This window comes from Pantoea sp. ME81 (genome assembly GCF_903970985.1).
GTDB lineage: Bacteria > Pseudomonadota > Gammaproteobacteria > Enterobacterales > Enterobacteriaceae > Pantoea > Pantoea communis.
The window spans coordinates 1-22515 of record NZ_CAJCKS010000003.1 but is presented as its reverse complement, the minus strand read 5'-3'; the positions used below and the strand labels follow the sequence as shown (position 1 = coordinate 22515).

Here is a 22515-nt window from a genome sequence, read left to right as displayed (position 1 = left end):
CGCATGTATGACGATGTGGCTGCATCCCGCAGCCGTTGATCATCGCACCAGACTGTTCGTTAATCCTCATCCCGCTCATCATCCGGCTGATCCAGCACCGTATAAGCCACCGCACAGAACAGCGAGTTCAGACGCTTCATATCTCCCAGCAACCCTAGATGCAGGGAGCTGGTTTCGATGCTCTGCACATTCTTCTGATGCAGGCGCTCGACGTGAGCGTGTGAGAAACGGCGAATCAGGATGCGAAAACGGTGTTTGGAGCGGCGTAGTCGGCGCGCGCTGGGGATATCTTTCGACAGAAACACCGACAAACTGAGGCGCAGATTGTTGAGTACCTGCTCCTGCAATGTGTTCAGCTCTTCCAGCCCTTCGGGGGAAAATGCCCGACGGGCGTTCAGCGATTTCACCGCCACGTCCGCACACATGCGTTCAATGATATCGCCCGCCTGCTCAAGGTTGAGTGCCATCTCGATGACCTCGGCCCAGCGGCGCGAATCCTCCTCGGCCAAATCCTCCTTCGGCATGCGCGCCAGATAGAGTTTGATGGCGGTATACAGCACATCGACATCATCATCCAGACGCCGCACCGCGCGCTCTTCACGCAGTTCGCCATGCACCACTTTATTGAAGGACTCCATCATATGTTCGACGACATCACCGATGCGCAAGGTTTCGCGCGCCGCATTGGCCAATGCCAGCGCAGGGGTATCCAGCGCGCTGCGGTCGAGATGTTTAGGGCGTAAATGGGCATCGGTTTCCGGCTCGTCGGAAATCATACGACGGCACAAGCGCGCCATCGGTTCGGCGAACGGCACCATAATCAGGCAGCGAATCAGGTTGTAGAACACGTGGAAGAAGATCACCAACTCCTCATCATCGACCGGCATCTTGTCCAGAATATCAGCGATGTAATTCACCAGCGGCAAAATCGCCAGGCTGCCGATGAGCTTGAACAGCAGGCTGCCCAGCGCCACGCGTTTTCCCGCAGCATTTGAGCCACTGGCGTTAATCATCGCTAGTAAACCACTGCCGAGGTTGGCACCAATCACCAGACAGAGCGCCACTTTGAAGGAAATCACATCCGCTGCCGTCAGTGTAGCGGTGATCAGCACCGCCGCGAGGCTGGAATAACTGATGATGGCGAATACCGCGCCAATCAGTGCATCCAGCATGACATCGCCGGTTAGCGTGGAGAACAGCACCTGTAAGCCCGCCGCCTGGGTAATGGGTTTAGCAGCGGCCACGATCAACTGTAGCGCTAACAGAATTAAGCCAAGGCCAATGGCAGCTCGACCCATTTGTCCGGCCCGTGTCTGCTTACGGCTGAGGAAGAACACCACACCAAAGAAGATGAAGAGCGGCGATAGCCAGGAGAGATCGAAGGTCAGAATACGCGCCATGATGGCGGTACCGACATCGGCACCGAGCACCACCACCAGCGCAGGCGTCAGACTCACCAGATTCTGTGCGACAAACGAGGTGACGAGCAGGGTGGTGGCATTGCTGCTCTGCACCAGCGCGGTGACGCCAATCCCGGCGAGAAACGCCATCGGCTTTCTTTCCACGCTGCGGCTGAGCACGCGCCGCAGATCGGCGCCGTACACGCGCATGATGCCGGTGCGCACAATATGCGTGCCCCATACCAGCAGGGCCACGGCAGATAATAGATTGAGCAGGGTCAACACGTCGGGCGGTTCCTTATCCTTAGACTTTCATTGCACCAACTGCAAGCCTGGGGAGATTACCGACGTGTCGGGCGCATCGGAGTGCGACCACGGGCAGCCTAAAGGCCGCCGCGACAACGATTAACAGGCTGCATTAACGCTGAATGCTGCCGCGCTGCGTTGCCCATTTTTCGTTAAATTTAAGCGACCTGGCGCAACGTCGACATCTCTAACTGTAGACCAATTTGCATGCCAGCAGGGTGCAAATCCGCCACGCTGCGGTTCAGCACATCGACGGATAACTCCACACTATTCGCCACTACGCGATAGCGAATGACATTACCTAGCAGGCTGTGACTGAGAATAGTGGCCGGAATGCCATCCTGCGGTGCACTCAAGCGGATCGATTCAGGGCGAATCGCTACCTGACCCGTGAATGTCTGGCCGGTGAGCTGCGTTGCCTGTTCCGCACTCAGCAGGTTGTAGTTGCCGATAAACCCGGCGGCAAACAGGTCGGCTGGCTGCGTGTAGAGGGCTTCAGCGTTGCCGTTTTGCACGATCTTGCCACGGTTCATCAGCACGATGCGATCCGACAACGTCAGCGCCTCTTCCTGATCGTGGGTCACGAAAATGGTGGTGAGCTTTAGCTCCTGCTGAATGTTGCGGATCTGTTCGCGCAGATGGCGCCGGATACGCGCATCCAGTGCGGAGAGCGGCTCATCCAGCAACAGCAAACGAGGGCGCGTCACCAGGGAGCGTGCTAAGGCAACACGCTGGCATTGTCCACCAGAAAGCTGATGCGGATAACGGCGGGCGAAATCGGTCAGCTCGACCAGTGCCAGCGCTTCCATAACGCGTTTCTGAATATCGCCGCCTGGCAATTTTTGCATTTTCAGGCCAAACGCCACGTTCTTCTCCACCGTCATGTTGGGGAACAGCGCGTAGCTCTGGAACACCATGCCAATGGTGCGTTTCTGCGGCGGCAGCGGCACGATATCCTGGCCCTGCAGCAGAATTTTGCCGCTGTCGACATCGGTCAAACCGGCGATGCAGCGCAGCAGTGTCGATTTGCCGCAGCCGCTCGGGCCGAGCAGGGTGACAAACTCACCTTCATCGGCGCTGAAATCGATATTTTCAAAGATGCTGGTGGGGCCGTAGCTTTTGTTCAGCTGGGTGACGTTCAGATAACTCATGGTCAGCCTCGTTCAGGATTGAGGGCATTCGCCAGCCAGGTGACCAGCAGGACGACAGCGAAATAGGAGATCACCAGCGCACTGGTAAAGTGGCCGCTGCCGTTACGCATATTGTAGAGATACACCTGCAAGGTTTCATAGCGGGTGCCGACTAACAGGTTAGCGAATACAAACTCACCTATCAGGAATGAGAAGGAGAGCAGCACCGCGATAAACACGCCTTTGCGCAGATTCGGCAGCACCACAAACAGTGCCGCCTGCCAGGTGCTGGCACCCAGCAGATGAGACGCATCAATCAGCTCTTTCAGATTGATCGCCTGCATATTGTTGGCAATAGCACGGTAAATAAACGGCAGCGCGATGGTGAAGTAACAGCCGACCAGAATCCATGGCGTGCCGGTGATCATCAGCGGCGACGAGGAATAAAGCTGCAGCAGGCCAACGGATGACACCACCGGCGGCACGGCAAACGGCATCAGAATCAGCACGTTCATCACCGCATCCAGCTTCGGATAATAGTAAGCGATTACAAACATCGCAGGCAGCACCAGCACTAATGAGAACAGCAGCGCGCCAAAGCAAATCAGCAAGGAGTGGCCCAATGCGGTCAGGAAACGCGGATCGCTCCACAGCTCAATCAACCACTTCAGGGTAAAGCCCTGTGGCAGAATAGTGTCGCTCCAGTCAGTCGAGATGCCATACAGCAGCGTCGCCAGCAACGGGGCGGCGAGGATGATCAGCAGCAGCCAGATAATCAGGCGATGATAAATTTTTTCCGCGCGAGACACGTTCTACTCCTGTGATTTCGCGTTGAGATAACTGCGGCGCACCAGATACTGCTGCACCACGGTAATCAGCGCCATAATGAACACCAGCAACATGGCCAGCGCACCGCCGGTATTCGGATCGAGCGAGATATCACCCGACACCAGCGCGGCAATACGCACTGGCACCACGTTAAAGTTACCGGTGGTCAGCGCATAAATGGTGGCGTAAGCACCTAGCGCATTGGCCAGCAGAATCACAAAGGTGCCGAGCAGCGCCGGGAACAGAATGGGCAAACCAATATGCCACCAGTAGCGCCAGCGGCTGGCACCGAGCAGGGCAGCAGACTCTTCCCAATCTTTGCGTAAGCCATCAAACGCCGGATAGAGCAGCAGAATACCGAGCGGGATCTGGAACCAGGTGTAAACCAGCACCATGCCGTCACGCGAGAACAGCTTGAACCCTTCCAGCATGCCGAAGTGGCGCAGCAGCAGCGTCAGACAGCCGTTCATGCCCAGCAGAATCACAAAGGCGAACGCCAGCGGCACGCCCGCAAAGTTGCTGGTCATGTTGGTAAACGACATCAGGAAGCGCTGAAAGCGGCCGCTGCCTAGCTGATGCAGCGAATAGCCGGCAATCAACGAGATCAACAGGCCGTAAATGCTCGACCAGATGGAGATATCCAGCGACAGACGAAACGCCTGCAGGTAAAACGGTGAAGTGAGGATATCGGTGTAGTTATCGATACCCCAACGCTCGTTCATGTCGCTCCAGAAGCTGTTGATGGCGATCCACAGCAGCGGCGCGAGCTGGAAGGCAACCCAAAAGAAGGCGAACGGCAGCAGCAACAGCGTGGCGAGGGTTTTGCCCTTCATTAACGCGGCTCCGCCAGCAAACCGTGGCACACCGGTTTATCGTGCTCAATGCCCAGCAGCGTGCAAACGATGCCGCACAGTTCAGTTTGCTGCGGTTCGAGATCGGGCTGACGGGAGAAGCCCGCACCAAACACAAACAGCGGCACCTGCGTCTCTTCCGGCAAAATGCCGCCGTGCGAGCGGTCATCATTCATACCGTGATCGGCGGTGACGATCACCTGATAACCTGCGGCCAGCCAGCCGGGCATCCACTGCGACAGATAGCCATCGGCCATGCGTGCGCGGTTGCGGTATTGCGGCGATGACAGGCCATGTTTATGCCCGGCATCGTCAATATTCATCGGGTGGATCAGTAAAAAGTCCGGATCGTGGTTCAGACGCAGGCTCTCAGCATCTTCAAACAAGTGGGAATCCGGATAACTGTCGTCCCAGTAAAAGTGGCCGTATTGAATCGGCAAATCGGGGGCGACGGTATGGCGATCACGCGCATTGTTGAACGGGGATTGGTTATACAGCTCACTTACCCAGTGATAGGCGGCAGCGGCCGTGGTTAAACCGGCGGCGCGGGCGTAATGGAAGATGCTGCGCTGATTGCTCAATCGATTGACGCCGTTATGAATAATGCCGCTCTGCACTGGCGGAATCCCAGTCAGAATGCATTCATACAGCGGACGTGACAGCGAAGGCAGTTCGCAGGTCAGCGTGTAGTATTGGCCGTTGCCCTGTTTGCATTCAGCAAACAGATAGCCCATCGCATGCTGTGCCACCTGATTACTCAGGCCATCCAGTACCACCAGGATTGTCTTCATTCCCGTTCCTTACATCATTCAAATTGCGGGCACTGCGCTTAGCGGCGCAACGTATTGCGTATCGATGCGCAGCGTTGTCGCTACAGATCGATGCGCGACATCGCGCCGCCAGGGGGTGTGCAAATTACTGCTTCATATTGATAATCACGTTCTCTTGCCACAGACGCGGCAGCATTTTCGAGCTCTTATCCCATGCAGCCTGATCTTTGATCGGGCGGGCATTTTTGTACTCAGACTGCGGCAGCAGTTTGGCTTGCACATCGGCTGGCAGAGTTAAATGCTCAGCGCGGATTGGACGTGCATAACCTTTCGCCAGGTTGATCTGTCCGGCATCAGAGAAGATGTATTCACGCGCCAGTTTGGCGGCGTTCGGGTGTTTGGCGTATTTGTTGATGATGGTGCTGTAACCGGAAATCACGGAACCATCTGAAGGGATCACCACTTCGTAGCGGTTTTTGTCGATCTGATCGCGGTAGTTCAGGCCGTTAAAGTCCCATACCACGGCAACCTGAATTTCACCTTTCTCGATGTTGGCAATCACCGGATCGGTCACGCCCAGACGGCCTTCTTTAGCCAGCTCGCCAAAGAATTTCAGGGCTGGCTTCAGGTTCTTCTCATCACCGCCCATCGCGTAGTTGGCCGCCAGTACGCCGTTAGCCGCCTGAGCAGCCACGCCGACGTCACCGATAGTGACCACATACTTACCTTTCTTCAGATCGGCCCAGCTGTGCGGTGCATCTTTAACCTGCTGCTTGTCGATCAGGAAGGCGATGGTGCCGGTATACGCCAGCATCCAGTTGCCTTCGCTGTCTTTCGCCCAGCTTGGAATCTGATCCCAATGCGTTGGTTTGTACGGTTGTGCCAGACCTTTGGTCACAGCAACCGGACCGAACGCGGCGCCCACATCACCGATATCGGCGCTGGCGTTCTCTTTCTCTGCATCAAATTTAGCCAGCTCCTGCGCCGATGACATATCGGTATCGCTGTGCTTCAGGCCATATTTGCTGTTGATGTCATTCCATGTGTCTTTCCAGTTCGCCCAGCTGTCTGGCATACCGACGCTGTTGACCTGGCCCTCAGCACGCGCCGCTTTTTCCAGCGCGGCAAGGTCGTTATCGGCGGCGTGCGCGGCGGGCAGCGCAAGCAGTACGGCACTGGCTACTACAGAGGAGATAAACGCTTTCATCTCGGTTGCTCCGGGTGTAAGTTGTGGGACGTCTTGGTCTAGTCCAGCAAGAACCGAGCCAATGTAGCCCGATCAGATGAAGGTTTTATGACCATGGTGGTGAAATGTGGTGTGACGCGTAGCTCCACATGCGGATACAGCGCGCGAAAGCATGGGATATGCCTGTCATATTGTAGTCATCGAACTGTCATAGTGCAGAATTGCCCCAAAATGAGGCTAAAAAATGTCGTCGAAAACGGTGGATGTGATTGCTGCGGCGCTGAGCGAACGCATTGAAAACGGTGAATTTGCCAGCGGACGTTTGCCGGCAGAACGCAGTTTAAGTGAACATTATTCCACCACGCGTATTACCCTGCGTGAGGCGCTGGGCTTGCTGGAAGCGCAGGGCATCATCTACCGCGAACTGCGTCGAGGCTGGTTTCTTGCGCCACCAAGGCTGGTGTATAACCCGGCCCATCACAGCCACTTTCATGCCATGGCAGCAGAACAAGGTCGTATCGCCATCACAGAAGTGATTGAGGCGCGGGAAGTCCCGGCACAGCTGGTGATTGCACGGCATTTGCAGTTACTGGAAGGGGATAGCGTGTTTCGCATCCGTCGCCTGCGACGTATTGATGGGCGCGCGGTGTTGTACGTGGAGCATTATCTCAATCCGGCCTTTTTTCCCGGCCTGCTAGAGGAAGACCTGACCCGCTCACTTACCGATCTCTACGATCAGCGCTATGGAATTCGCTACGGCGGCGCACGCTTTACCATTCTGCCCGGCCCGCTTCCTGCGCGCGCGGCACCGGCACTCAATGTCGCCAGCGGAACTCCCGGATTACTCATTACACGCATTAACCGCGATCAACAGAAGCGGGTGATCGACTGTGACTGCGAGTACTGGCGCTATGATGCGCTCTGTGTGGATGTTGACGTGTAGCATATTGTGATTTTGATCACACTACAGCATGATAACGCCAGAGAGTTTCCGTACTTTGAGGCGCATAAAAATGACAACAAAATCAGCGATGGGGCAGCTTATTGCTTCTGTTTTACAATGGGTTTTGAATATTGGTTTGGTGACGCTGGCTGTCATCCTGGTGGTCTTCCTTGGTAAAGAGACAATCCATTTAGCCAATGTGCTGTTCAGCACCGGTGAGCAGGCGTCGTCCTACCTGCTGATCGAAGGCATCGTGATCTATTTTCTCTATTTCGAATTTATCGCGCTGATAGTGAAGTACTTCCAGTCCGGCTATCACTTCCCGCTGCGTTATTTCATCTATATCGGCATCACCGCAATCATTCGTCTGATTATCGTTGACCATAAAAACCCGTTCGACACGCTTTATTATTCAGCGGCGATTTTAATTCTGGTGGTCACGCTGTGGTTAGCTAATAGCAATCGCTTAAAGCGCGAATAATCCCCCTTCTATCGGGCGTGGCACAACCAGCAGTGCCACGCCCGATTCTCTGCGTTAAACTAGGGCAACTTTTTCTCCGGAGATGTCCTGATGTCGCATCACGCGCTGCGCCAGTTACTCGCACTGCATTGGCTGCCAGCCACTTCCCCCTTGCTTTCCCCCCCTCTGCTTGACTGGTTGCTGGAGGAAGACTCCATGACGCGTCGCTTCGAGCAGCATTGCCAGCAGGTGACGGTGGAACTGATCCGCGAAAGCTTTATTACCGCTGACGAGATGGCGCCAGAAGCGAAATTCCTGCCCGCCGATGATCGCTTTTGGTTACGTGAAATCGTGCTGTGCGGCGATGGCGAACCCTGGTTGATTGGGCGAACCGTGGTGCCAGAAAGCACGTTGAACGGCCCGGAGCAGATGCTGCAAAATCTTGGCACTCGTCCGCTGGGGCGCTATCTTTTCGCCTCCTCGACGCTGAGCCGCGATTTTATCGACCCCGGCCAGGTGGATGATCTGTGGGGACGTCGCTCGCGCCTGCGTTTATCAGGCAAACCGCTGCTGCTAACTGAACTGTTTTTACCAGCGTCGCCGTTGTACCGCGCGCTGAATCAAGGATAAAGGATTGTGGAAAAAACCTTAACCATGACCAAATGGCAGGCTTATCGACGCCTGATGCGCATCGATAAACCGATTGGCACGCTGTTGCTGCTGTGGCCCACCATGTGGGCACTGTGGTTATCAGGCATGGCGGTGCCGCCTTTGTCTGTGCTGGTGGTATTTGTGCTCGGCGTCATTGTGATGCGTGCCGCGGGTTGCGTGATCAATGATTATGCGGACCGTAAGGTGGATGGTCATGTCAAACGGACCGCATCGCGTCCGCTGGCGAGCGGCGCGGTGACGGAGAAAGAGGCCAAAATCCTGTTTGTCGTGCTCGGGTTGCTGGCATTTGCGCTAGTGCTGACCATGAACCGTATGACGATTTTTCTGTCATTTGGTGGCCTGGCACTGGCGTGGGTCTATCCGTTTATGAAGCGCTACACCCATTTACCCCAGGTGGTATTGGGAGCGGCATTCGGCTGGGCGATTCCAATGGGTTGGGCGGCAGTTAGTGAGTCCTTACCTCTTGTTTGTTGGCTGGTGTTCTTCGCGAATATCTGCTGGACGGTGGCTTACGACACGCAATATGCGATGGTTGATCGTGATGACGACCTGAAGATTGGCGTGAAATCCACAGCGATTCTGTTCGGTCGTTTCGATAAGTTGATCATCGGCTTATTGCAGTTGGCCACGCTGGGGCTAATGGCGCTAGTCGGATTGATGTTGCATTTGAACGGGGCGTTTTACTGGTCACTGCTGGTGGCGGGCGGCTTCTTTGTGTATCAACAAAAGCTGATTGCTCAACGTGAACGCGATCCTTGCTTCCAGGCCTTTCTAAATAATAACTACGTTGGTCTGGTGCTGTTTATCGGCGTACTTCTCAATACTCAGCCATTTATTGACCTGTTTTAAGGGGTTGCTGCCATAAAAAAGGCGACCCGTTGAGGGTCGCCTTTCTGTTTTTTATGCCCGACGTTATTCGTGGGCTACAGCACTTTCAATGGTCAGACGGACATCACTGGTCACCAGCTCTGCCAGCATCTGCCACATAATGTGGGTGCGTTCCGCATCGGCATCGCCTGAATCACTGATGTAGCCTTCATCACGCAGTGACAGCACCAGCGCGGTAAACACCGCTTTGTCGAAGAACTCTGGCGCGTTAATGCCATGCAACACTGACAAACGCTGCGCCAGCGTGCGGCTCTCTTTCTCCAGCGTGCCGCGGTTAATCGTCGGCTTGGCACTCAGAATGGCGAAGGTGATGGCAAAACGCTGCAGCGTTTCACGGATACCGGCAGCCAGCAGTTGCAATGAACGATGGCGGGCCGGATTCATGCGTAACTGCCCATCATGCTCGGTAATCAGGCCTTGTCGCGCCATCTCAGCACAGAGGGCATTCAGCACGCCTGGCAGCTCTGCGTTATCCCAGCGCAGGAACAGCTCACTCTTCAGCATCGGGTAAACCAGGCTCACCTGACGCAGCAGCTCCGCCTCACTGATCTCACGATGCTGCTGCACAATAGCGGCAATCAGCGATGGCATGACCAGCATGTGGTGGATGTTGTTGCGATAGTAGGTCATCAGGACGGCCTGCTCGCGCGGCAGAATGATGATATCGCCAATGCTGTCTTGTTCCGTCTCGAACTTGTTCATGCCCATGGCGTGATCAAGCAGCGCTTCAGCACTCATCTCCGGCACAGTCGCTTCCGGTGAATAAGGCACGTTACGCAGCAGCTGGGTGTAGCATTCCAGTTGCTCAATCAACTGCTCACGCGTCAGGGAACGCTGACGAGAAGCCAGCAGCGCGGTGACGCACAGGTTCATGGCGTTGGCGGCACCGGCTTCGTTAATACGCACCATCAGACGTGCCGCAATATCATTTACGGTTGGCGTCATCCATGCCGGGCGTTGTGGTTCAATCGGATCGATCGCATCACGCCATTCCGGCACGTTTTTGTTTAGATAGTTCATCAACGGCAGGGGGTCGCCGAAGTTAACGTAGCCCTGGCCAAGATTGCGCAGTTTACGTAACCCGCGCACCATCTGCAGGAAACTCTCTTTCTCTTTGGCCGCGCCACGTAACTCTTTGGCGTAAGTACCCACTTCCATGACGTGTTCATAGCCGATGTAGATCGGAACAAACGTAATCGGACGGCTACCGCCGCGCAACATGGCTTGCAAGGTCATCGACAGCGTGCCGGTTTTAGGATCCAGCAGTCGGCCCGTGCGCGAGCGCCCGCCTTCAACGAAATACTCGACTGAATATCCGCGGCTGAACAACTCGCCCAGATATTCACGGAACACCGTGGAATAGAGTTTGTTGCCCTTGAAGGTACGGCGAATAAAGAAAGCACCCAGACGACGGAAAATCGGACCTGCTGGCCAGAAGTTCAGGTTGATGCCGGCCGCGATGTGTGGCGGCACCAGCCCCTGATGGTAGAGCACGTAAGAGAGCAGTAGATAGTCCATGTGGCTGCGATGGCAGGGCACATACACAATCTCATGGCCATCTTGCGCCAGCTGACGGACTCGCTCGCCACCGTTGACGTTGATGCCCTGATAAAGGCGGCTCCACAGCCAGCCCATCACGCGGTCTGTGACGCGAATGGCCTCATACGAGAAGTTCGCTGCGACCTCTTCCATCATCTCAACAGCATTCTGCTGGGCTTTCTCGTGCGAGATTTTTTTGCTACGCGCTTCATCTTCAACCGCTTTTTCAATCGCTTTGGATTGCAGCAGCTTGTTGAACAGATCCTGACGCGCAGGCAGACGTGGGCCTACAGCAGCCAGGCGCTGACGCGCGAAGTGAATGCGAGCCACGCGTGCCAGCTTCTGGGCAATCGACTTATCCGTACCGTGCTCCGTCGCCATCTGGCGCAGGGAGACGGTCGGTGAGAAGCGCACAAAGCTGTCACGTCCGTGCCACAAAATGGCGAAGAATTTCTCTACACCATTAAGGATGCGCAGATGTGGCGTATCTTCTCCCTGGATTTCGCGTCCCGGCGCACGACCAAACATCACCGCCACCGGTAACATCTGTACGTCGAGATCAGGGTTACTGCGGTGCAAATCGAGATAGTCGTGGAATAGCTTCACCGACTCAGGATTGGCAACGAAATAGGGGAATACGCGTGGGCCATCATGAATAAACACGTGACGCGGCAGTAGCGTGCCGTCGATCTCCAGCGGAGCCAGCGGATCGGGCAGATCATGTTTCAGGCACTGTGCCCGAAGAGTGAGCAGGTCAGCCTTTGAATCATAAGGCAAAACATACATCACTGGACGAGTCGGATCGATCCCGTGTTCTGAGACAGGATCGGTCGGAATGACCTTACTCTTTACCAAAAAAGAGAGTGGTAAATTCAATAGTTTGTAATAAAGTTTACGCCAACCTGACATAGACAACTTAAAGCCTCTTGTTAGCAAAGCGCGGCAAGCATACCAGAAAGTGCAACGAAGATCTGTGGCTTACACGACCTCAGATAGCCCACATATTGACGCCAAATCACATCAAGGGTTCCAAAGCATGGCAAATAACGTCACCGGTATTCAAAGAATAGTGAATGCAGCCGGTTATTCCTGGCAGGGCTTGCGCGCCGCCTGGAAACATGAAGCCGCATTTCGTCAGGAAGCCATTGCTGCACTGGTGGCGATTGTGGTGGCTTGCTGGCTGGATGTTGATGCGATTTCCCGTGTGCTGATGATTGGCTCCGTGGTGCTGGTGATCATTGTTGAAATCCTGAATAGCGCCATTGAAGCGGTGGTGGACCGCATTGGGCAAGAGCGCCATCCTTTAGCCGGACGAGCAAAAGATATGGGCTCAGCGGCGGTGTTGCTGGCTATCTTACTGGCTCTGTTTGTCTGGATCGCACTGCTCTGGTCGCATTTGCGATAGGTATTCCAGAATCTTCAAACCGCTGATTTTTCCCTCTGTTTTGGTTTTCATTTCGCCAATACCTGTATATACTCACAGCGACTGTATAAACAACCAGGGGGCGGGATGAAAGCGTTAACCACCAGGCAGCAACAGGTCTATGATCTGATTCGCGACCACATTAACCAGACCGGCATGCCGCCAACGCGTGCGGAAATTGCTGCGCAACTGGGTTTTCGCTCGCCCAATGCTGCGGAAGAACACCTGAAAGCTCTGGCGCGTAAAGGCGTCATCGAGATTGTATCCGGTGCATCTCGCGGCATCCGCCTGCTAATGGAAGAAGAAGTCTCCGAAGGGTTACCGCTGATCGGTCGCGTGGCCGCCGGTGAGCCGCTGCTGGCGCAAGAGCACATCGAAGCGCACTATCAGGTTGATGCCAATCTGTTTAAACCTACCGCCGATTTTCTGCTGCGGGTGAGTGGTATGTCGATGAAAGACATCGGGATTATGGACGGCGACTTGCTTGCCGTGCATAAAACCCAGGAAGTCCGTAATGGTCAGGTTGTGGTGGCGCGCATTGATGATGAAGTAACCGTCAAACGCTGGAAAAAGCAGGGTGCCATTGTGCATTTGCTGCCAGAAAACACCGAATTCCAGCCGATTGTGGTCGATACCCGTGAGCAGGCTCTGACCGTTGAAGGTTTGGCTGTGGGCATCGTACGTAACGGCGAATGGCTTTAATCTCTCATTGAATTCCCCCGCTGCGGTTGGTCGCTGTGCTGACCGCAGTCTGATACATTGATTTTCCTCCTCAGGCTGATTGTCGGTTAATGGTCCTATTGACCAGCGCAACAATGGAACGGGCGAATGCGGCTGTTTTCCTCTTCAGATAAAGCATTGTGGCGGCTGGCGCTGCCGATGATTCTCTCCAATATTACCGTTCCGCTGCTCGGTGTCGTCGATACGGCAGTGATAGGCCATCTCGATAGCCCCATTTACCTCGGTGGCGTGGCGGTAGGTGCAACGGCGACCAGTTTCATCTTTATGTTGCTGTTGTTCCTGCGCATGAGCACCACGGGTTTGACTGCGCAGGCGTTTGGCGCGAACGATAAAACCGCCTTAGCGCGGGCGTTGACGCAACCTCTGCTGATCGCTCTGGTGGCGGGCGTGCTGTTTTTATTACTGCGCGCGCCCTTCAGTTTGATCGCCGCCTCATTAATGGGCGGCAGCATGGAAGTGCAATACCAGGCACAAATTTTTATCAACATTCGCTGGCTTAGCGCACCGGCGACCTTAGCCAATCTGGTGATTTTGGGCTGGTTGCTTGGCGTGCAATATGCGCGAGCGCCGATGGTGCTGCTCATTGTCGGTAACCTGGTGAATATCCTGCTCGATCTCCTGTTTGTGCTGAAGCTTCACTGGGGCGTTGCAGGTGCGGCGGCGGCAACGGCGGTGGCAGAGTACGTCACGCTGGGTGTGGGGTTATGGATGGTGGTACGTGTGCTTAAGTTGCGCGGCATTTCTTTCAATCTGCTAAAACAGAGCTGGCGTGGTGATGCGGCACGCCTGTTCCGGCTCAACCGCGACATCATGCTGCGTTCGCTGATGGTGCAAATCTGTTTCGCGTCACTCACCTTGCTGGGCGCGCGTTTAGGGCCAGATGTTGTTGCGGTGAATGCCGTACTGCTGATGTTCCTGACGTTTACGGCCTATGCGCTGGATGGTTTTGCCTATGCCGTGGAGGCCTGCTCCGGTGAAGCGGTGGGGGCGCGAGATCGCAGTCGCTTATTACTGATTTGGCATGCTGCCTGCCGTCAGGCTGGTATCGTTGCCCTGGCGTTCGCAGCCATCTATGCGATAACCGGCCCCCAAATTGTGGCGTTGCTCACCTCGCTTGAGCCACTGCGAGAGATGGCCGATCGCTATCTTGGCTGGCAGGTGATTCTGCCGCTGATCGGTGTCTGGTGTTATCTGCTGGACGGTATGTTTATCGGCGCCACGCGCGGGCGCGAAATGCGCAACAGCATGGTGATGGCGGCAGTGGGTTATGGGCTTGCCTTACTGACACTCCCGTGGCTCGGTAATCACGGCTTATGGCTGGCGGTGACGGTGTTTCTTGCCTTGCGTGGCTTGACGCTCTGGTGGATGTGGCGACGCCACTGGCGACACGACAGCTGGTTCACTGTTTGAATAAGCGAAGCGTAACCTACAGATTATTCTGTATTTTTTGCGTAATCCTATCTGGCTACTATAATTATCTCAAACGGCGCAATTGAGTAGCGCGTTGTGTGGGTGATTACCTGATTTATCAGGAGATCATCGCATCTCACTCAGGATGATGTGGAGGATTATGATGAACAAAGACGAAGCGAGCGGTAACTGGAAGCAGTTTAAAGGGAAAATGAAAGAGAAGTGGGGCAAGCTGACGGATGACGATATGACGGTCATCGAAGGTAAGCGCGATCAGCTTGTCGGTAAAATTCAGGAACGCTACGGCTACGCGAAAGACCAGGCCGAAAGCGAAGTGAAAGACTGGGAAAGTCACAATAAAGATTACCGCTGGTAACCGGAATTAAGGAAGATGCTCCTACCCCGCCGATCACCCGTCGGCAAGGCACAAGGAAGTGCCACTCACCCTTTTCTCACTCTCTTTTTCGTATCAATCTCATGATCGTGATCGCAGCTATCGTGATGATTGCATGCTGCGACTTCTGCGCAGTTCTCGCACAAACCATGGGCTTCAATAACCGTGTGGCGCAGTGAGAATCCGGCCTGATCGGCCAGTCCCGAAATAATCTTTTCTACGCCGTGTGCGTGTTTTTCACTGACTGCCGCACAACCATCACACACCAGCATCACCGAAGTATGCGCAGGCTCATCGAAATGGTGGCAAACCACATAGCTGTTATTTGATTCAACACGATGAATAAAACCCTGCTCCAGCAGAAAATCCAACGCGCGGTAAATGGTCGGAGGTTTAGCCTGCGGCTCGCTGATGCGAAGTTGATCCAGCAGATCGTAAGCACTGATCGAACCATTCTGCTCAGCCATTAAACGCAACACTTCAGCGCGTTGAGTGGTAAGGCGCACGCCGCGGTCAAGGCAAAGGGATTCTGCCTGAGTAAGCAGTTGTGCGGGCGTGAGGTTTGACATAAGTGTTCTCCAGGTTGCAGGCGATGTTATTTTATCACACAAACTTTTACCCTGCTGTGATTGCTTTTTACCCGGTTAAAGACCAGGAAAAATCCCGCTAATCAATAAATTAACTTAACCTTCCTGTTGTGCTGATAAAACAGCTCATTTCAGACCCTCTATGAGATCAGTCATATAGCGTAATTATCACACTATTTTTGCTTTGCAACTCACCGGGTTAGCGTCTAAGGTTCAAAAGGTCTTAAGTAATATCTGGCATCAATTTAGGCTTTGTTCATTTTTCTGCATAACTAAACAGCAGAATGGTGTGGTTGTATCCAATTCTGCGAACAGCAGTGCTATTTCCTTTTAATTCACAGCAATGATGCGTTAGCCAGGGTTCAGAATAGCGGCTAACTAAACTGTTTCGTTTCTGAGTTATTCAGCGACATTTCAAAGGTGATGGCAGGCTCATGGTGAAGACATTATTCAGGCACAAAAAAGTAGCTTATCTTGTTGGTTTGAATGCAGTATTTCTTTCTTCTTCAGCTCTGGCAGCAGGTACATGGTATGACGCGCGTAACGATGCCATGGGTGGCACCGGCGTCGCTTCGTCAACCTGGAGTTCAGCGGTGCTGGCTAACCCGGCATTGATGACCAAAGCCAAACCTGAAGATAACGTCAGCGTCATATTCCCTTCAGCCGGTGTGCAGGTTACCGACAAAGACAAATTAATTAACAAAGTTGATGACATTACCGACAGTGTCGATCGCTATAAGCAACTGATTGATGATTTCGACTTTGCTGATTATCTCAGAGGTTACCCGGAGCTTAAGGCTGCGGCAGGCGATATGGCCAATCAGCTTCAAGATTTAAAAGGAAATAAAGCGAACGGTACTGCGGGAGTCGCTTTTGCCGTCACTGTTCCAAACGATACGCTGCCCTTTGCCTTTATTACTAAAGCCTACGGTACAGCACATGTGCGCGCCAATGTGGTTGATAGCGACATCACCTATCTGCGTGGTGTGGCGGATGGGAGCATCACGCCAAGGCCGGGCGATCAGGATAACCTGCGTTCGAGCGGCAATGGCCTTGCGGCGTTAGTCACCGATTATGGCGTCTCCGTTGCACATGAATTTGATGTCGCTGGCCATCCGGTTTCTGTGGGCGTGACACCAAAGCTGCAAAAAACCTGGCTGTATAACTACACCGCCAGTATTTATAACTTTGATAAAAGTAATATCAACAACAGCCAATACCGCAGTTCCGACACCGGTTTCAACATTGATGCAGGCATCGCGACCGACTTTGGTGAGCATTGGACGTTAGGTGTGACAGGGCAGAACCTGATCTCACGCGACATCGACACCAAAACAGTGGAAGGCTACCGCGATACCTATCAAATCCGTCCGCTGGTCACGTCAGGTCTGGCCTGGAACTACGGCGCGTTCACCCTGGCAGGCGATGTTGATTTGACGCAAACCAAGCGTTTCAAATCGGAAGAAAGCAGCCAATATGCGGGAGTGGGTGCCGAGTATCGCGTGCTGGATTGGTTAGCACTGCGCGCGGGTTATCGTGCGGATATGAAATCAAACGATACCAATGTGTTTACCGCAGGTCTGGGCGTTTCACCGTTTAACAACACGGTGCATCTGGATCTTGCTGGTTCAGTGGGTGACGATAATACCTGGGGCGGCATGCTGCAGCTCGGATTTAACTTCTGATTGCGTCATTTCACATCACGCTAACATTCACCCTGAAATGGCGTGAACATGCTCACAAAAACAGGTCGCCATTGGCGGCCTGTTTCATTCCTGGGCGCAGAATTTGTGATCGTTATCAATCAGCGAAGCTGTGCCAGATTCAACTGGGAAAGTAGCCAATCTTTAAAGCTATCTAACGCAAAGTGGCGATGCTGATGCCGTGGGAACACCAGGTAATGGCCGATATAGTGAATCTCCTGGGTGGTCTCAATCAGCGGACAAACTAAGCGCCCACTGGCAAGCTCTCGTTCTGCTAATAATTTGGATTCCAGCACCACTCCCAGACCATCAACGGCAGCGGCAATCGCCATAAAACTGCGGTCAAAGCGCAAACCATAATGGCGCGGAGGCGTCAGGTGATTGGCTTCAAACCAGCCCTTCCATTGGTAGAGTTGCACATCGCACTGAATCAACGATTGGTGATAGAGGTCCTCTGGGCAGCGGATGCGTGCGGCAATCTCTGGTGAGCAAAGCGGTGTTAATTCCTCCACGGCCAGCGGGATTTTCTCGTAAGGCGAAGGACGCGGCTCGCCATAAACAATATCTAAATCATAGTCATCCTGCTCAAAGCGCGCATATTCGGTGCTGGCTGAAAGACGCAGATCAATATGTGGGTGTGCGGCAATAAAGCTTCCCAGGCGGGGTAATAGCCACTGATGGGCAAAGCTTGGCGCGGTGTGCAGACGCAGTGGCCGCGATTCATCAGCAGTGACGAGCGAAAGTCCACGCTGCATCTCATCAAATCCCCGCTGGATATGTTCCAGCAAGATTGCCCCTTCTTTGGTTAGCATGATTTCGCGCGTACTGCGCTGAAACAGGCGCGTGTCGAGCGTCTCCTCCAGCTTACGAATCGCATGACTAATGGCGCTAGGCGACAAATCCAACTCTTGCGCTGCGGCGGTAAATGCCCCTGTGCGGCCTGCGGCTTCAAACGCGCGCAACAGCGAAAGTGGGGCTTTTTTTAATAATGTCATTTGTGAATCCCATTCAACAGTTGATGCATTTTTTGCTTTTGTCGGCAGGCGCCAAGGCTGAGTAATCTGCTGCTAAACGGCAAGCAGGTGAAAATGGCACGTGAATCCGCTGCAGCTTTCACCATGACAGATCGCTCTTCTGCTTGCCAACTCTGCTGATTTTCTCTTCTTTCAGGAACAGATATGACGACTCTTGCAGAACCGGAATTGAGCCTTACACAGCGGCTGTCACAGCACGCTTATCGTATTCGTCGCTACGCGTTGCAAATGGGCGAAGTACAGGGGCAAGGCTATATCGGCCAGGCTCTGGGACTGGCTGATATGCTGGCCGTGGCATGGTGCCATGCGATGAATTACCGCGCGGAAGAACCCGAATGGGAAGGCCGCGATCGTTTTCTGCTTTCCCACGGCCACTATGCGATTGCACTTTATGCGGCGTTGATTGAAGCGGGCGTGATTCCTGTGGAGGAGCTGGAAACGTATGGATCTGATGATAGTCGCTTACCAATGTCTGGCATGGCGACCTACACGCCAGGCATGGAAATTTCAGGCGGATCGCTCGGACAGGGGCTGACGATTGGTGTCGGTATGGCATTGGCATTGCGTCATAAAGGAAATCCGGCTTTTGTTTACAACTCGATGTCTGATGGCGAACTGGATGAAGGGGCAACCTGGGAAGCTGCGATGGGGGCGGCACATCATCAACTGAGTAATTTGATCGTCATGGTGGATATCAACCAGCAGCAGGCAGATGGCCCCTCTGGCAAGGTTATGGGATTTGAACCGCTGGCAGATAAGTGGCAGGCATTTGGCTGGCATGTACAGCGTGTGGATGGCAATGACATTGCTGCTGTGAAGCAGGCATTTGATCGGGCACGCGCATTAAGCGAACCCAAGCCGCGCGTCATTCTGCTGGACACGCTAATGGGTAAAGGCGTGCCATTCCTGGAAGCGCGTGAAAAGAATCATTTTATTCGTGTGGATGCTGACGAGTGGCAACAGGCCATCACCATCCTCGATCAGGCTCAGGAGGCCACGCAATGAGCAGCATCACCACAGAGAAAAAGCCACGCCTGACAACGTCGGCGATGATTGCCTCAATTGCCGCAGAAGGACAAGCCACGGTTGCTGCGCCCTTTGGTCATGCGCTGGTCAAAGCCGCAGCGACCCGGCCGTCGATCGTTGGGTTGACTGCCGACCTGTCAAAATACACCGATTTGCATATCTTCGCCCAGGCCTATCCAGAACGTCATTTCCAGATGGGCATGGCAGAGCAGCTATTGATGGGCGCAGCCGGTGGCATGGCGAAGGAGGGCATGACGCCATTTGCGACCACCTATGCGGTGTTTGCCACGCGTCGTGCCTACGACTTTATCCATCAGGTGATCGCGGAAGAGCAGCTGAATGTGAAAATCTGTGCTGCGCTGCCGGGGTTAACCACCGGCTACGGCCCAAGCCATCAGGCCACTGAAGATATCGCGCTGATGCGGGGTATTCCGGGCATGACCATTGTGGATCCTTGTGATGCGCTGGACACGGAACAAGCCGTTGCCGCAATAGCCGATCATCAGGGGCCGGTTTATATGCGTCTGTTGCGCGGTAAGGTGCCGCTGGTGCTGAACGAATACGATTATCAATTCGAACTGGGCAAAGCCAAATTGCTGCGCGATGGCCGTGATGTGCTGCTGATTTCCAGTGGGATTATGACAATGCGAGCACTGGAGACAGCAAAAGCGCTGGCAGCCGATAACGTCGATGTTGCGGTATTGCACGTACCGACCATCAAGCCTCTGGACACTGAAACCATTATCACCCAGTGCCGCCGTGACGGGCGTTTAGTGGTGGTGGTTGAGAACCATAGCCTGGTCGGCGGTTTAGGTGAGGCGGTGGCGACCACGTTAATGCATGCGCAGGTCATGCCCGTGTTTCGTCAAATCGGCTTGCCCGATCAGTTCCTGGATGCGGGCGCGTTGCCCACTTTGCACGACCGCTACGGCATTTCCACAGAAGCGATGGTCAGCGCGATTCGCGTCTGGCTGGCATAACGGCGCGAAAGGAGAACAGCATGAAGGTGATATTTGTCGGCACCGGGGCAATTGGTGTTCCTATGGCTTGCCAGATTCAGCGTGCAGGGCATGCGGTAATCGGAGTGGATGTGTTTGAAGCGTCGCGCCAGCGTGCTCAGGCGCAGGGGATTGAAGCGGTTAGCCGCATTGCAGAAGCACCTGAAGCGGATGTAGTGGTGGTGATGGTCGCCACGCCACAACAGCTGCAGGCGCTGGTGGCGGAAGCGCTGCCGCAGGTGACTGGTCAGCACTGGGTCATCATGTCCACTGTCGGGCCGCAGGCGGTACGTGAGGCGGCTTCTTCACTGATTGCTGCCGGTGCGCAGGTCGTGGATGCACCGGTCACGGGCGGAACCGCCCGCGCCAGCACCGGTGAGTTAGTGATTTTTGCCTCCGGCGCACCTGCCGCCATTGCCTTTGTTGAGCCGGTACTCAAAACCATGGGATCGGTGTCGATCGTGGGTGACGAGGTTGGCGAGGGGCAGGGGATCAAGGTGATCAATCAGCACCTTTGCTCGGTGCATATTGTGGCAGCCGCGGAGGCGCTAAGTCTGGCACAGTCGCTGGGGCTAGCACCCGCTCAGGTATTGAAACTGGTCGAGCGCGGCGCGGCGGGATCGTGGATGTTGTCAGATCGTGGTCCGCGCATGCTGGAGGGGACCGATGTCTCGCTCTCCAGCGCCATCAACATCTTTGTCAAAGATAGCGGGTTAGTGGCAGAGGCGGCGACCGCCTGCCACGCTGAGGTTCCGCTGTTACAGGTCGCTCATGCTCGTTATCTGGCGGCAGCAGAAGCCGGATTGGGGCAACGTGATGACAGCAGAGTGATCGAGACCTGGAGCAAACCTGCAAATTAACCGCTCCATCACTGCTGCCCGAAAAATACGATAATACCGGGGTAACACATGAACACGACTTCTGTACCTGCAAACACCCGCGACAATGCGGCGAAAGTCTCTTTCGCCTCAATGATTGGCTCAGCGGTGGAGAGCTATGATTTCTTTATCTATGGCACCGCCGCTGCAGCCTGGTTCGGCAAAATCTTTTTCCACACGCAAGAGCCTATCGTCGGCATTCTGGCGGCATTCGCCACCCTGGCGGTCGGCTTCCTGATGCGTCCGTTTGGCGGCTACCTCGCCGGTCATTTCGGCGATCGCTATGGCCGAAAAACCGTGCTGTTCTGGTCATTACTGGCCATGGGCGGTGCCACCGTATTGATCGGTGCGTTGCCAACCTATGAGCAGGCTGGCGTGCTGGCACCGATCTTGTTGATCTTATTACGCATGATCCAGGGGATCGGATTCGGCGCAGAGTGGGGCGGCGCGGTGTTAATGGCATTTGAGCATGCGCCCGTGAAAAAGCGCGGTTTCTATGGTGCAGTACCGCAACTCGGGATACCGCTCGGCCTGCTGCTGGCGAATGGTTCTTTCCTGCTCTCTGCGGCACTGTTTGAAGGTGATTGGGTGTGGCGCATGCCGTTCCTGATCTCGTTTGTGATGGTGGCCATCGGCATCTTTATTCGAATGCAGGTCGCGGAATCGCCTGAATTCGAGAAAGCCAAAGCAGATAAGCAGATTGTGCAACAGCCCGCGCTGGAAGTGATTCGTCGCGACTGGCGCACCATCGTCAAAATTATGGGGCTACGCCTGGCAGAGACGGGTGGCTACTACATCACGACCAGTTTTATGTTGTCCTATGTGGTGCTGGCGGAAATCACAGATACGCGCCATGTGTTATGGGGCACGTTGATTGGTTCAGCGCTGGGGCTCGGCAGCCATCTGCTGTATGGCGCGCTAAGTGATAAGGTGGGACGTCGCCCAATATTCCTGATTGGCGCCATCTTCACCATTCTGTTTGGCATTCCTATGTTTATGCTGATCAACACCGGTGCAGTGATGATGGTGATTGTCGCTGTCGCTATGTCTCTGCTCTTTAGCCATGACCCGATATTTGCCGTAGAGTCGAGTTGGTTCTCCGAACAGTTTCCGGCTAACGTCCGCTCCTCGGGTATCTCATTGGGCTACAACGGCGCTTCCGTGGTGGCGGGGTTGTTGCCGTTCATCGCAACAGGCGTGTATGGCATGGTCGGCTGGATCGGACCGGCGGTGCGGCGCGTGGGGGAAGAGAGTAGGTCGTGGGGTTTGGGGCATTGGAGAGAGCGGAAGTGCGTATATTAGGGAGAGAAGGTCGCTTAAGTAAGGGATCGCGGGGAGTGACATGTAC

At 54.6% G+C, this 22515-nt stretch carries 22 protein-coding genes; 13 read left to right on the top strand and 9 right to left on the bottom strand.

The features are described 5' to 3' along the window. Positions 1 to 59 precede the first annotated feature (59 nt). The 6 genes from H7A81_RS00985 to H7A81_RS00960 all read right to left on the bottom strand — a co-directional run bounded on the left by H7A81_RS00985 (position 60) and on the right by H7A81_RS00960 (position 6492). Positions 60 to 1685, bottom strand: coding sequence for a Na/Pi cotransporter family protein (locus H7A81_RS00985; RefSeq protein WP_182056454.1), 1626 nt, complete (start codon positions 1683 to 1685; stop codon positions 60 to 62). 179 nt (positions 1686 to 1864) lie between these two features. Next, on the bottom strand, positions 1865 to 2857 hold the full coding sequence (locus H7A81_RS00980) for an ABC transporter ATP-binding protein (protein ID WP_034826982.1): 993 nt from the start codon (positions 2855 to 2857) through the stop codon (positions 1865 to 1867). Between the two features lie 2 nt (positions 2858 to 2859). Further along, complete coding sequence (locus H7A81_RS00975) at positions 2860 to 3645, bottom strand: ABC transporter permease (RefSeq protein WP_034826980.1); 786 nt, start codon at positions 3643 to 3645, stop codon at positions 2860 to 2862. Between the two features lie 3 nt (positions 3646 to 3648). Beyond that, positions 3649 to 4497, bottom strand: a complete 849-nt coding sequence (locus H7A81_RS00970; protein WP_166933937.1) for an ABC transporter permease subunit — start codon at positions 4495 to 4497, stop codon at positions 3649 to 3651. Beyond that, the gene (locus tag H7A81_RS00965) at positions 4497 to 5306 is read right to left on the bottom strand and encodes an alkaline phosphatase family protein (protein WP_034826975.1); all 810 of its coding nucleotides are present in this window, start codon (positions 5304 to 5306) and stop codon (positions 4497 to 4499) included. Before H7A81_RS00965 ends, H7A81_RS00970 begins: the two co-directional genes overlap by 1 nt. Before the next feature lie 124 nt (positions 5307 to 5430). Further along, the gene (locus H7A81_RS00960; protein ID WP_034826973.1) at positions 5431 to 6492 is read right to left on the bottom strand and encodes an ABC transporter substrate-binding protein; all 1062 of its coding nucleotides are present in this window, start codon (positions 6490 to 6492) and stop codon (positions 5431 to 5433) included. A gap of 223 nt (positions 6493 to 6715) precedes the next feature. Here H7A81_RS00960 and H7A81_RS00955 point away from each other — a divergent pair, with 223 nt between their 5' ends. The 4 genes from H7A81_RS00955 to ubiA all read left to right on the top strand — a co-directional run bounded on the left by H7A81_RS00955 (position 6716) and on the right by ubiA (position 9395). Then, a complete protein-coding gene (locus H7A81_RS00955; protein WP_182056453.1) occupies positions 6716 to 7414 on the top strand; it encodes a UTRA domain-containing protein in 699 nt (232 codons plus the stop codon). A 70-nt stretch (positions 7415 to 7484) separates the two neighbouring features. Beyond that, on the top strand, positions 7485 to 7895 hold the full coding sequence (psiE, locus tag H7A81_RS00950; protein ID WP_034826969.1) for a phosphate-starvation-inducible protein PsiE: 411 nt from the start codon (positions 7485 to 7487) through the stop codon (positions 7893 to 7895). Positions 7896 to 7985: 90 nt separating this feature from the next. After that, positions 7986 to 8504: a chorismate lyase gene (gene ubiC / locus H7A81_RS00945; protein WP_034826968.1), complete on the top strand. Its 519-nt coding sequence runs from the start codon at positions 7986 to 7988 to the stop codon at positions 8502 to 8504. Positions 8505 to 8528: 24 nt separating this feature from the next. Beyond that, a complete protein-coding gene (gene ubiA, locus H7A81_RS00940; protein ID WP_182056482.1) occupies positions 8529 to 9395 on the top strand; it encodes a 4-hydroxybenzoate octaprenyltransferase in 867 nt (288 codons plus the stop codon). Between the two features lie 63 nt (positions 9396 to 9458). Here the strand turns inward: ubiA and plsB are convergent, their stop codons facing one another. After that, positions 9459 to 11882 carry a glycerol-3-phosphate 1-O-acyltransferase PlsB gene (gene plsB, locus H7A81_RS00935; RefSeq protein ID WP_182056451.1) on the bottom strand — a complete coding sequence of 808 codons (2424 nt, stop codon included), beginning with the start codon at positions 11880 to 11882 and terminating at the stop codon, positions 9459 to 9461. Between the two features lie 127 nt (positions 11883 to 12009). On the opposite strand from plsB, the gene H7A81_RS00930 reads away from it, so the two are divergent. From H7A81_RS00930 to H7A81_RS00915, 4 genes are all read left to right on the top strand, one after another. Continuing rightward, entirely contained in the window at positions 12010 to 12378 is a 369-nt protein-coding gene (locus H7A81_RS00930; protein ID WP_034826963.1) for a diacylglycerol kinase, read from the top strand. 105 nt (positions 12379 to 12483) lie between these two features. Beyond that, on the top strand, positions 12484 to 13098 hold the full coding sequence (lexA, locus tag H7A81_RS00925; protein ID WP_034826962.1) for a transcriptional repressor LexA: 615 nt from the start codon (positions 12484 to 12486) through the stop codon (positions 13096 to 13098). A 126-nt stretch (positions 13099 to 13224) separates the two neighbouring features. Beyond that, positions 13225 to 14547: an MATE family efflux transporter DinF gene (gene dinF / locus H7A81_RS00920; protein ID WP_182056449.1), complete on the top strand. Its 1323-nt coding sequence runs from the start codon at positions 13225 to 13227 to the stop codon at positions 14545 to 14547. A gap of 163 nt (positions 14548 to 14710) precedes the next feature. Then, the gene (locus H7A81_RS00915) at positions 14711 to 14923 is read left to right on the top strand and encodes a CsbD family protein (protein WP_034826959.1); all 213 of its coding nucleotides are present in this window, start codon (positions 14711 to 14713) and stop codon (positions 14921 to 14923) included. Positions 14924 to 14988: 65 nt separating this feature from the next. Here the strand turns inward: H7A81_RS00915 and zur are convergent, their stop codons facing one another. Then, positions 14989 to 15510 carry a zinc uptake transcriptional repressor Zur gene (gene zur, locus H7A81_RS00910; protein WP_034826958.1) on the bottom strand — a complete coding sequence of 174 codons (522 nt, stop codon included), beginning with the start codon at positions 15508 to 15510 and terminating at the stop codon, positions 14989 to 14991. A gap of 452 nt (positions 15511 to 15962) precedes the next feature. Between zur and traF the strand changes: the two genes are divergently transcribed. Beyond that, complete coding sequence (traF, locus tag H7A81_RS00905; RefSeq protein WP_182056448.1) at positions 15963 to 17213, top strand: conjugal transfer protein TraF; 1251 nt, start codon at positions 15963 to 15965, stop codon at positions 17211 to 17213. A gap of 119 nt (positions 17214 to 17332) precedes the next feature. Here traF and H7A81_RS00900 read toward each other — a convergent pair whose 3' ends face one another. After that, a complete protein-coding gene (locus tag H7A81_RS00900; protein WP_034826948.1) occupies positions 17333 to 18226 on the bottom strand; it encodes a LysR substrate-binding domain-containing protein in 894 nt (297 codons plus the stop codon). A gap of 183 nt (positions 18227 to 18409) precedes the next feature. Between H7A81_RS00900 and H7A81_RS00895 the strand changes: the two genes are divergently transcribed. From H7A81_RS00895 to H7A81_RS00880, 4 genes are read left to right on the top strand one after another with little or no spacing between them, the layout of a single operon-like run. Continuing rightward, positions 18410 to 19270 (top strand): transketolase, encoded by an 861-nt coding sequence (locus H7A81_RS00895; protein WP_058960071.1) that lies wholly within the window; start codon positions 18410 to 18412, stop codon positions 19268 to 19270. Further along, positions 19267 to 20271 (top strand): transketolase family protein, encoded by a 1005-nt coding sequence (locus tag H7A81_RS00890; protein ID WP_182056446.1) that lies wholly within the window; start codon positions 19267 to 19269, stop codon positions 20269 to 20271. Before H7A81_RS00895 ends, H7A81_RS00890 begins: the two co-directional genes overlap by 4 nt. 20 nt (positions 20272 to 20291) lie before the next feature. Then, the gene (locus H7A81_RS00885; protein WP_220458098.1) at positions 20292 to 21149 is read left to right on the top strand and encodes an NAD(P)-dependent oxidoreductase; all 858 of its coding nucleotides are present in this window, start codon (positions 20292 to 20294) and stop codon (positions 21147 to 21149) included. A gap of 48 nt (positions 21150 to 21197) precedes the next feature. Continuing rightward, a complete protein-coding gene (locus H7A81_RS00880) occupies positions 21198 to 22469 on the top strand; it encodes an MFS transporter (RefSeq protein WP_182056444.1) in 1272 nt (423 codons plus the stop codon). The last annotated feature ends 46 nt before the right edge of the window (positions 22470 to 22515 follow it).

Coding starts and splice junctions, on each gene's coding strand:
- ubiC (WP_034826968.1), top strand. CDS start 7,986: ATGTCGCATCACGCGCTGCGCCAGTTACTCGCACTGCATTGGCTGCCA.
- zur (WP_034826958.1), bottom strand. CDS start 15,510: ATGTCAAACCTCACGCCCGCACAACTGCTTACTCAGGCAGAATCCCTT.
- plsB (WP_182056451.1), bottom strand. CDS start 11,882: ATGTCAGGTTGGCGTAAACTTTATTACAAACTATTGAATTTACCACTC.
- H7A81_RS00955 (WP_182056453.1), top strand. CDS start 6,716: ATGTCGTCGAAAACGGTGGATGTGATTGCTGCGGCGCTGAGCGAACGC.
- traF (WP_182056448.1), top strand. CDS start 15,963: ATGGTGAAGACATTATTCAGGCACAAAAAAGTAGCTTATCTTGTTGGT.
- H7A81_RS00965 (WP_034826975.1), bottom strand. CDS start 5,306: ATGAAGACAATCCTGGTGGTACTGGATGGCCTGAGTAATCAGGTGGCA.
- dinF (WP_182056449.1), top strand. CDS start 13,225: ATGCGGCTGTTTTCCTCTTCAGATAAAGCATTGTGGCGGCTGGCGCTG.
- H7A81_RS00970 (WP_166933937.1), bottom strand. CDS start 4,497: ATGAAGGGCAAAACCCTCGCCACGCTGTTGCTGCTGCCGTTCGCCTTC.
- H7A81_RS00900 (WP_034826948.1), bottom strand. CDS start 18,226: ATGACATTATTAAAAAAAGCCCCACTTTCGCTGTTGCGCGCGTTTGAA.
- H7A81_RS00885 (WP_220458098.1), top strand. CDS start 20,292: ATGAAGGTGATATTTGTCGGCACCGGGGCAATTGGTGTTCCTATGGCT.
- H7A81_RS00880 (WP_182056444.1), top strand. CDS start 21,198: ATGAACACGACTTCTGTACCTGCAAACACCCGCGACAATGCGGCGAAA.
- H7A81_RS00895 (WP_058960071.1), top strand. CDS start 18,410: ATGACGACTCTTGCAGAACCGGAATTGAGCCTTACACAGCGGCTGTCA.
- lexA (WP_034826962.1), top strand. CDS start 12,484: ATGAAAGCGTTAACCACCAGGCAGCAACAGGTCTATGATCTGATTCGC.
- H7A81_RS00915 (WP_034826959.1), top strand. CDS start 14,711: ATGAACAAAGACGAAGCGAGCGGTAACTGGAAGCAGTTTAAAGGGAAA.
- H7A81_RS00980 (WP_034826982.1), bottom strand. CDS start 2,857: ATGAGTTATCTGAACGTCACCCAGCTGAACAAAAGCTACGGCCCCACC.
- H7A81_RS00960 (WP_034826973.1), bottom strand. CDS start 6,492: ATGAAAGCGTTTATCTCCTCTGTAGTAGCCAGTGCCGTACTGCTTGCG.
- psiE (WP_034826969.1), top strand. CDS start 7,485: ATGACAACAAAATCAGCGATGGGGCAGCTTATTGCTTCTGTTTTACAA.
- H7A81_RS00890 (WP_182056446.1), top strand. CDS start 19,267: ATGAGCAGCATCACCACAGAGAAAAAGCCACGCCTGACAACGTCGGCG.
- H7A81_RS00930 (WP_034826963.1), top strand. CDS start 12,010: ATGGCAAATAACGTCACCGGTATTCAAAGAATAGTGAATGCAGCCGGT.
- ubiA (WP_182056482.1), top strand. CDS start 8,529: ATGACCAAATGGCAGGCTTATCGACGCCTGATGCGCATCGATAAACCG.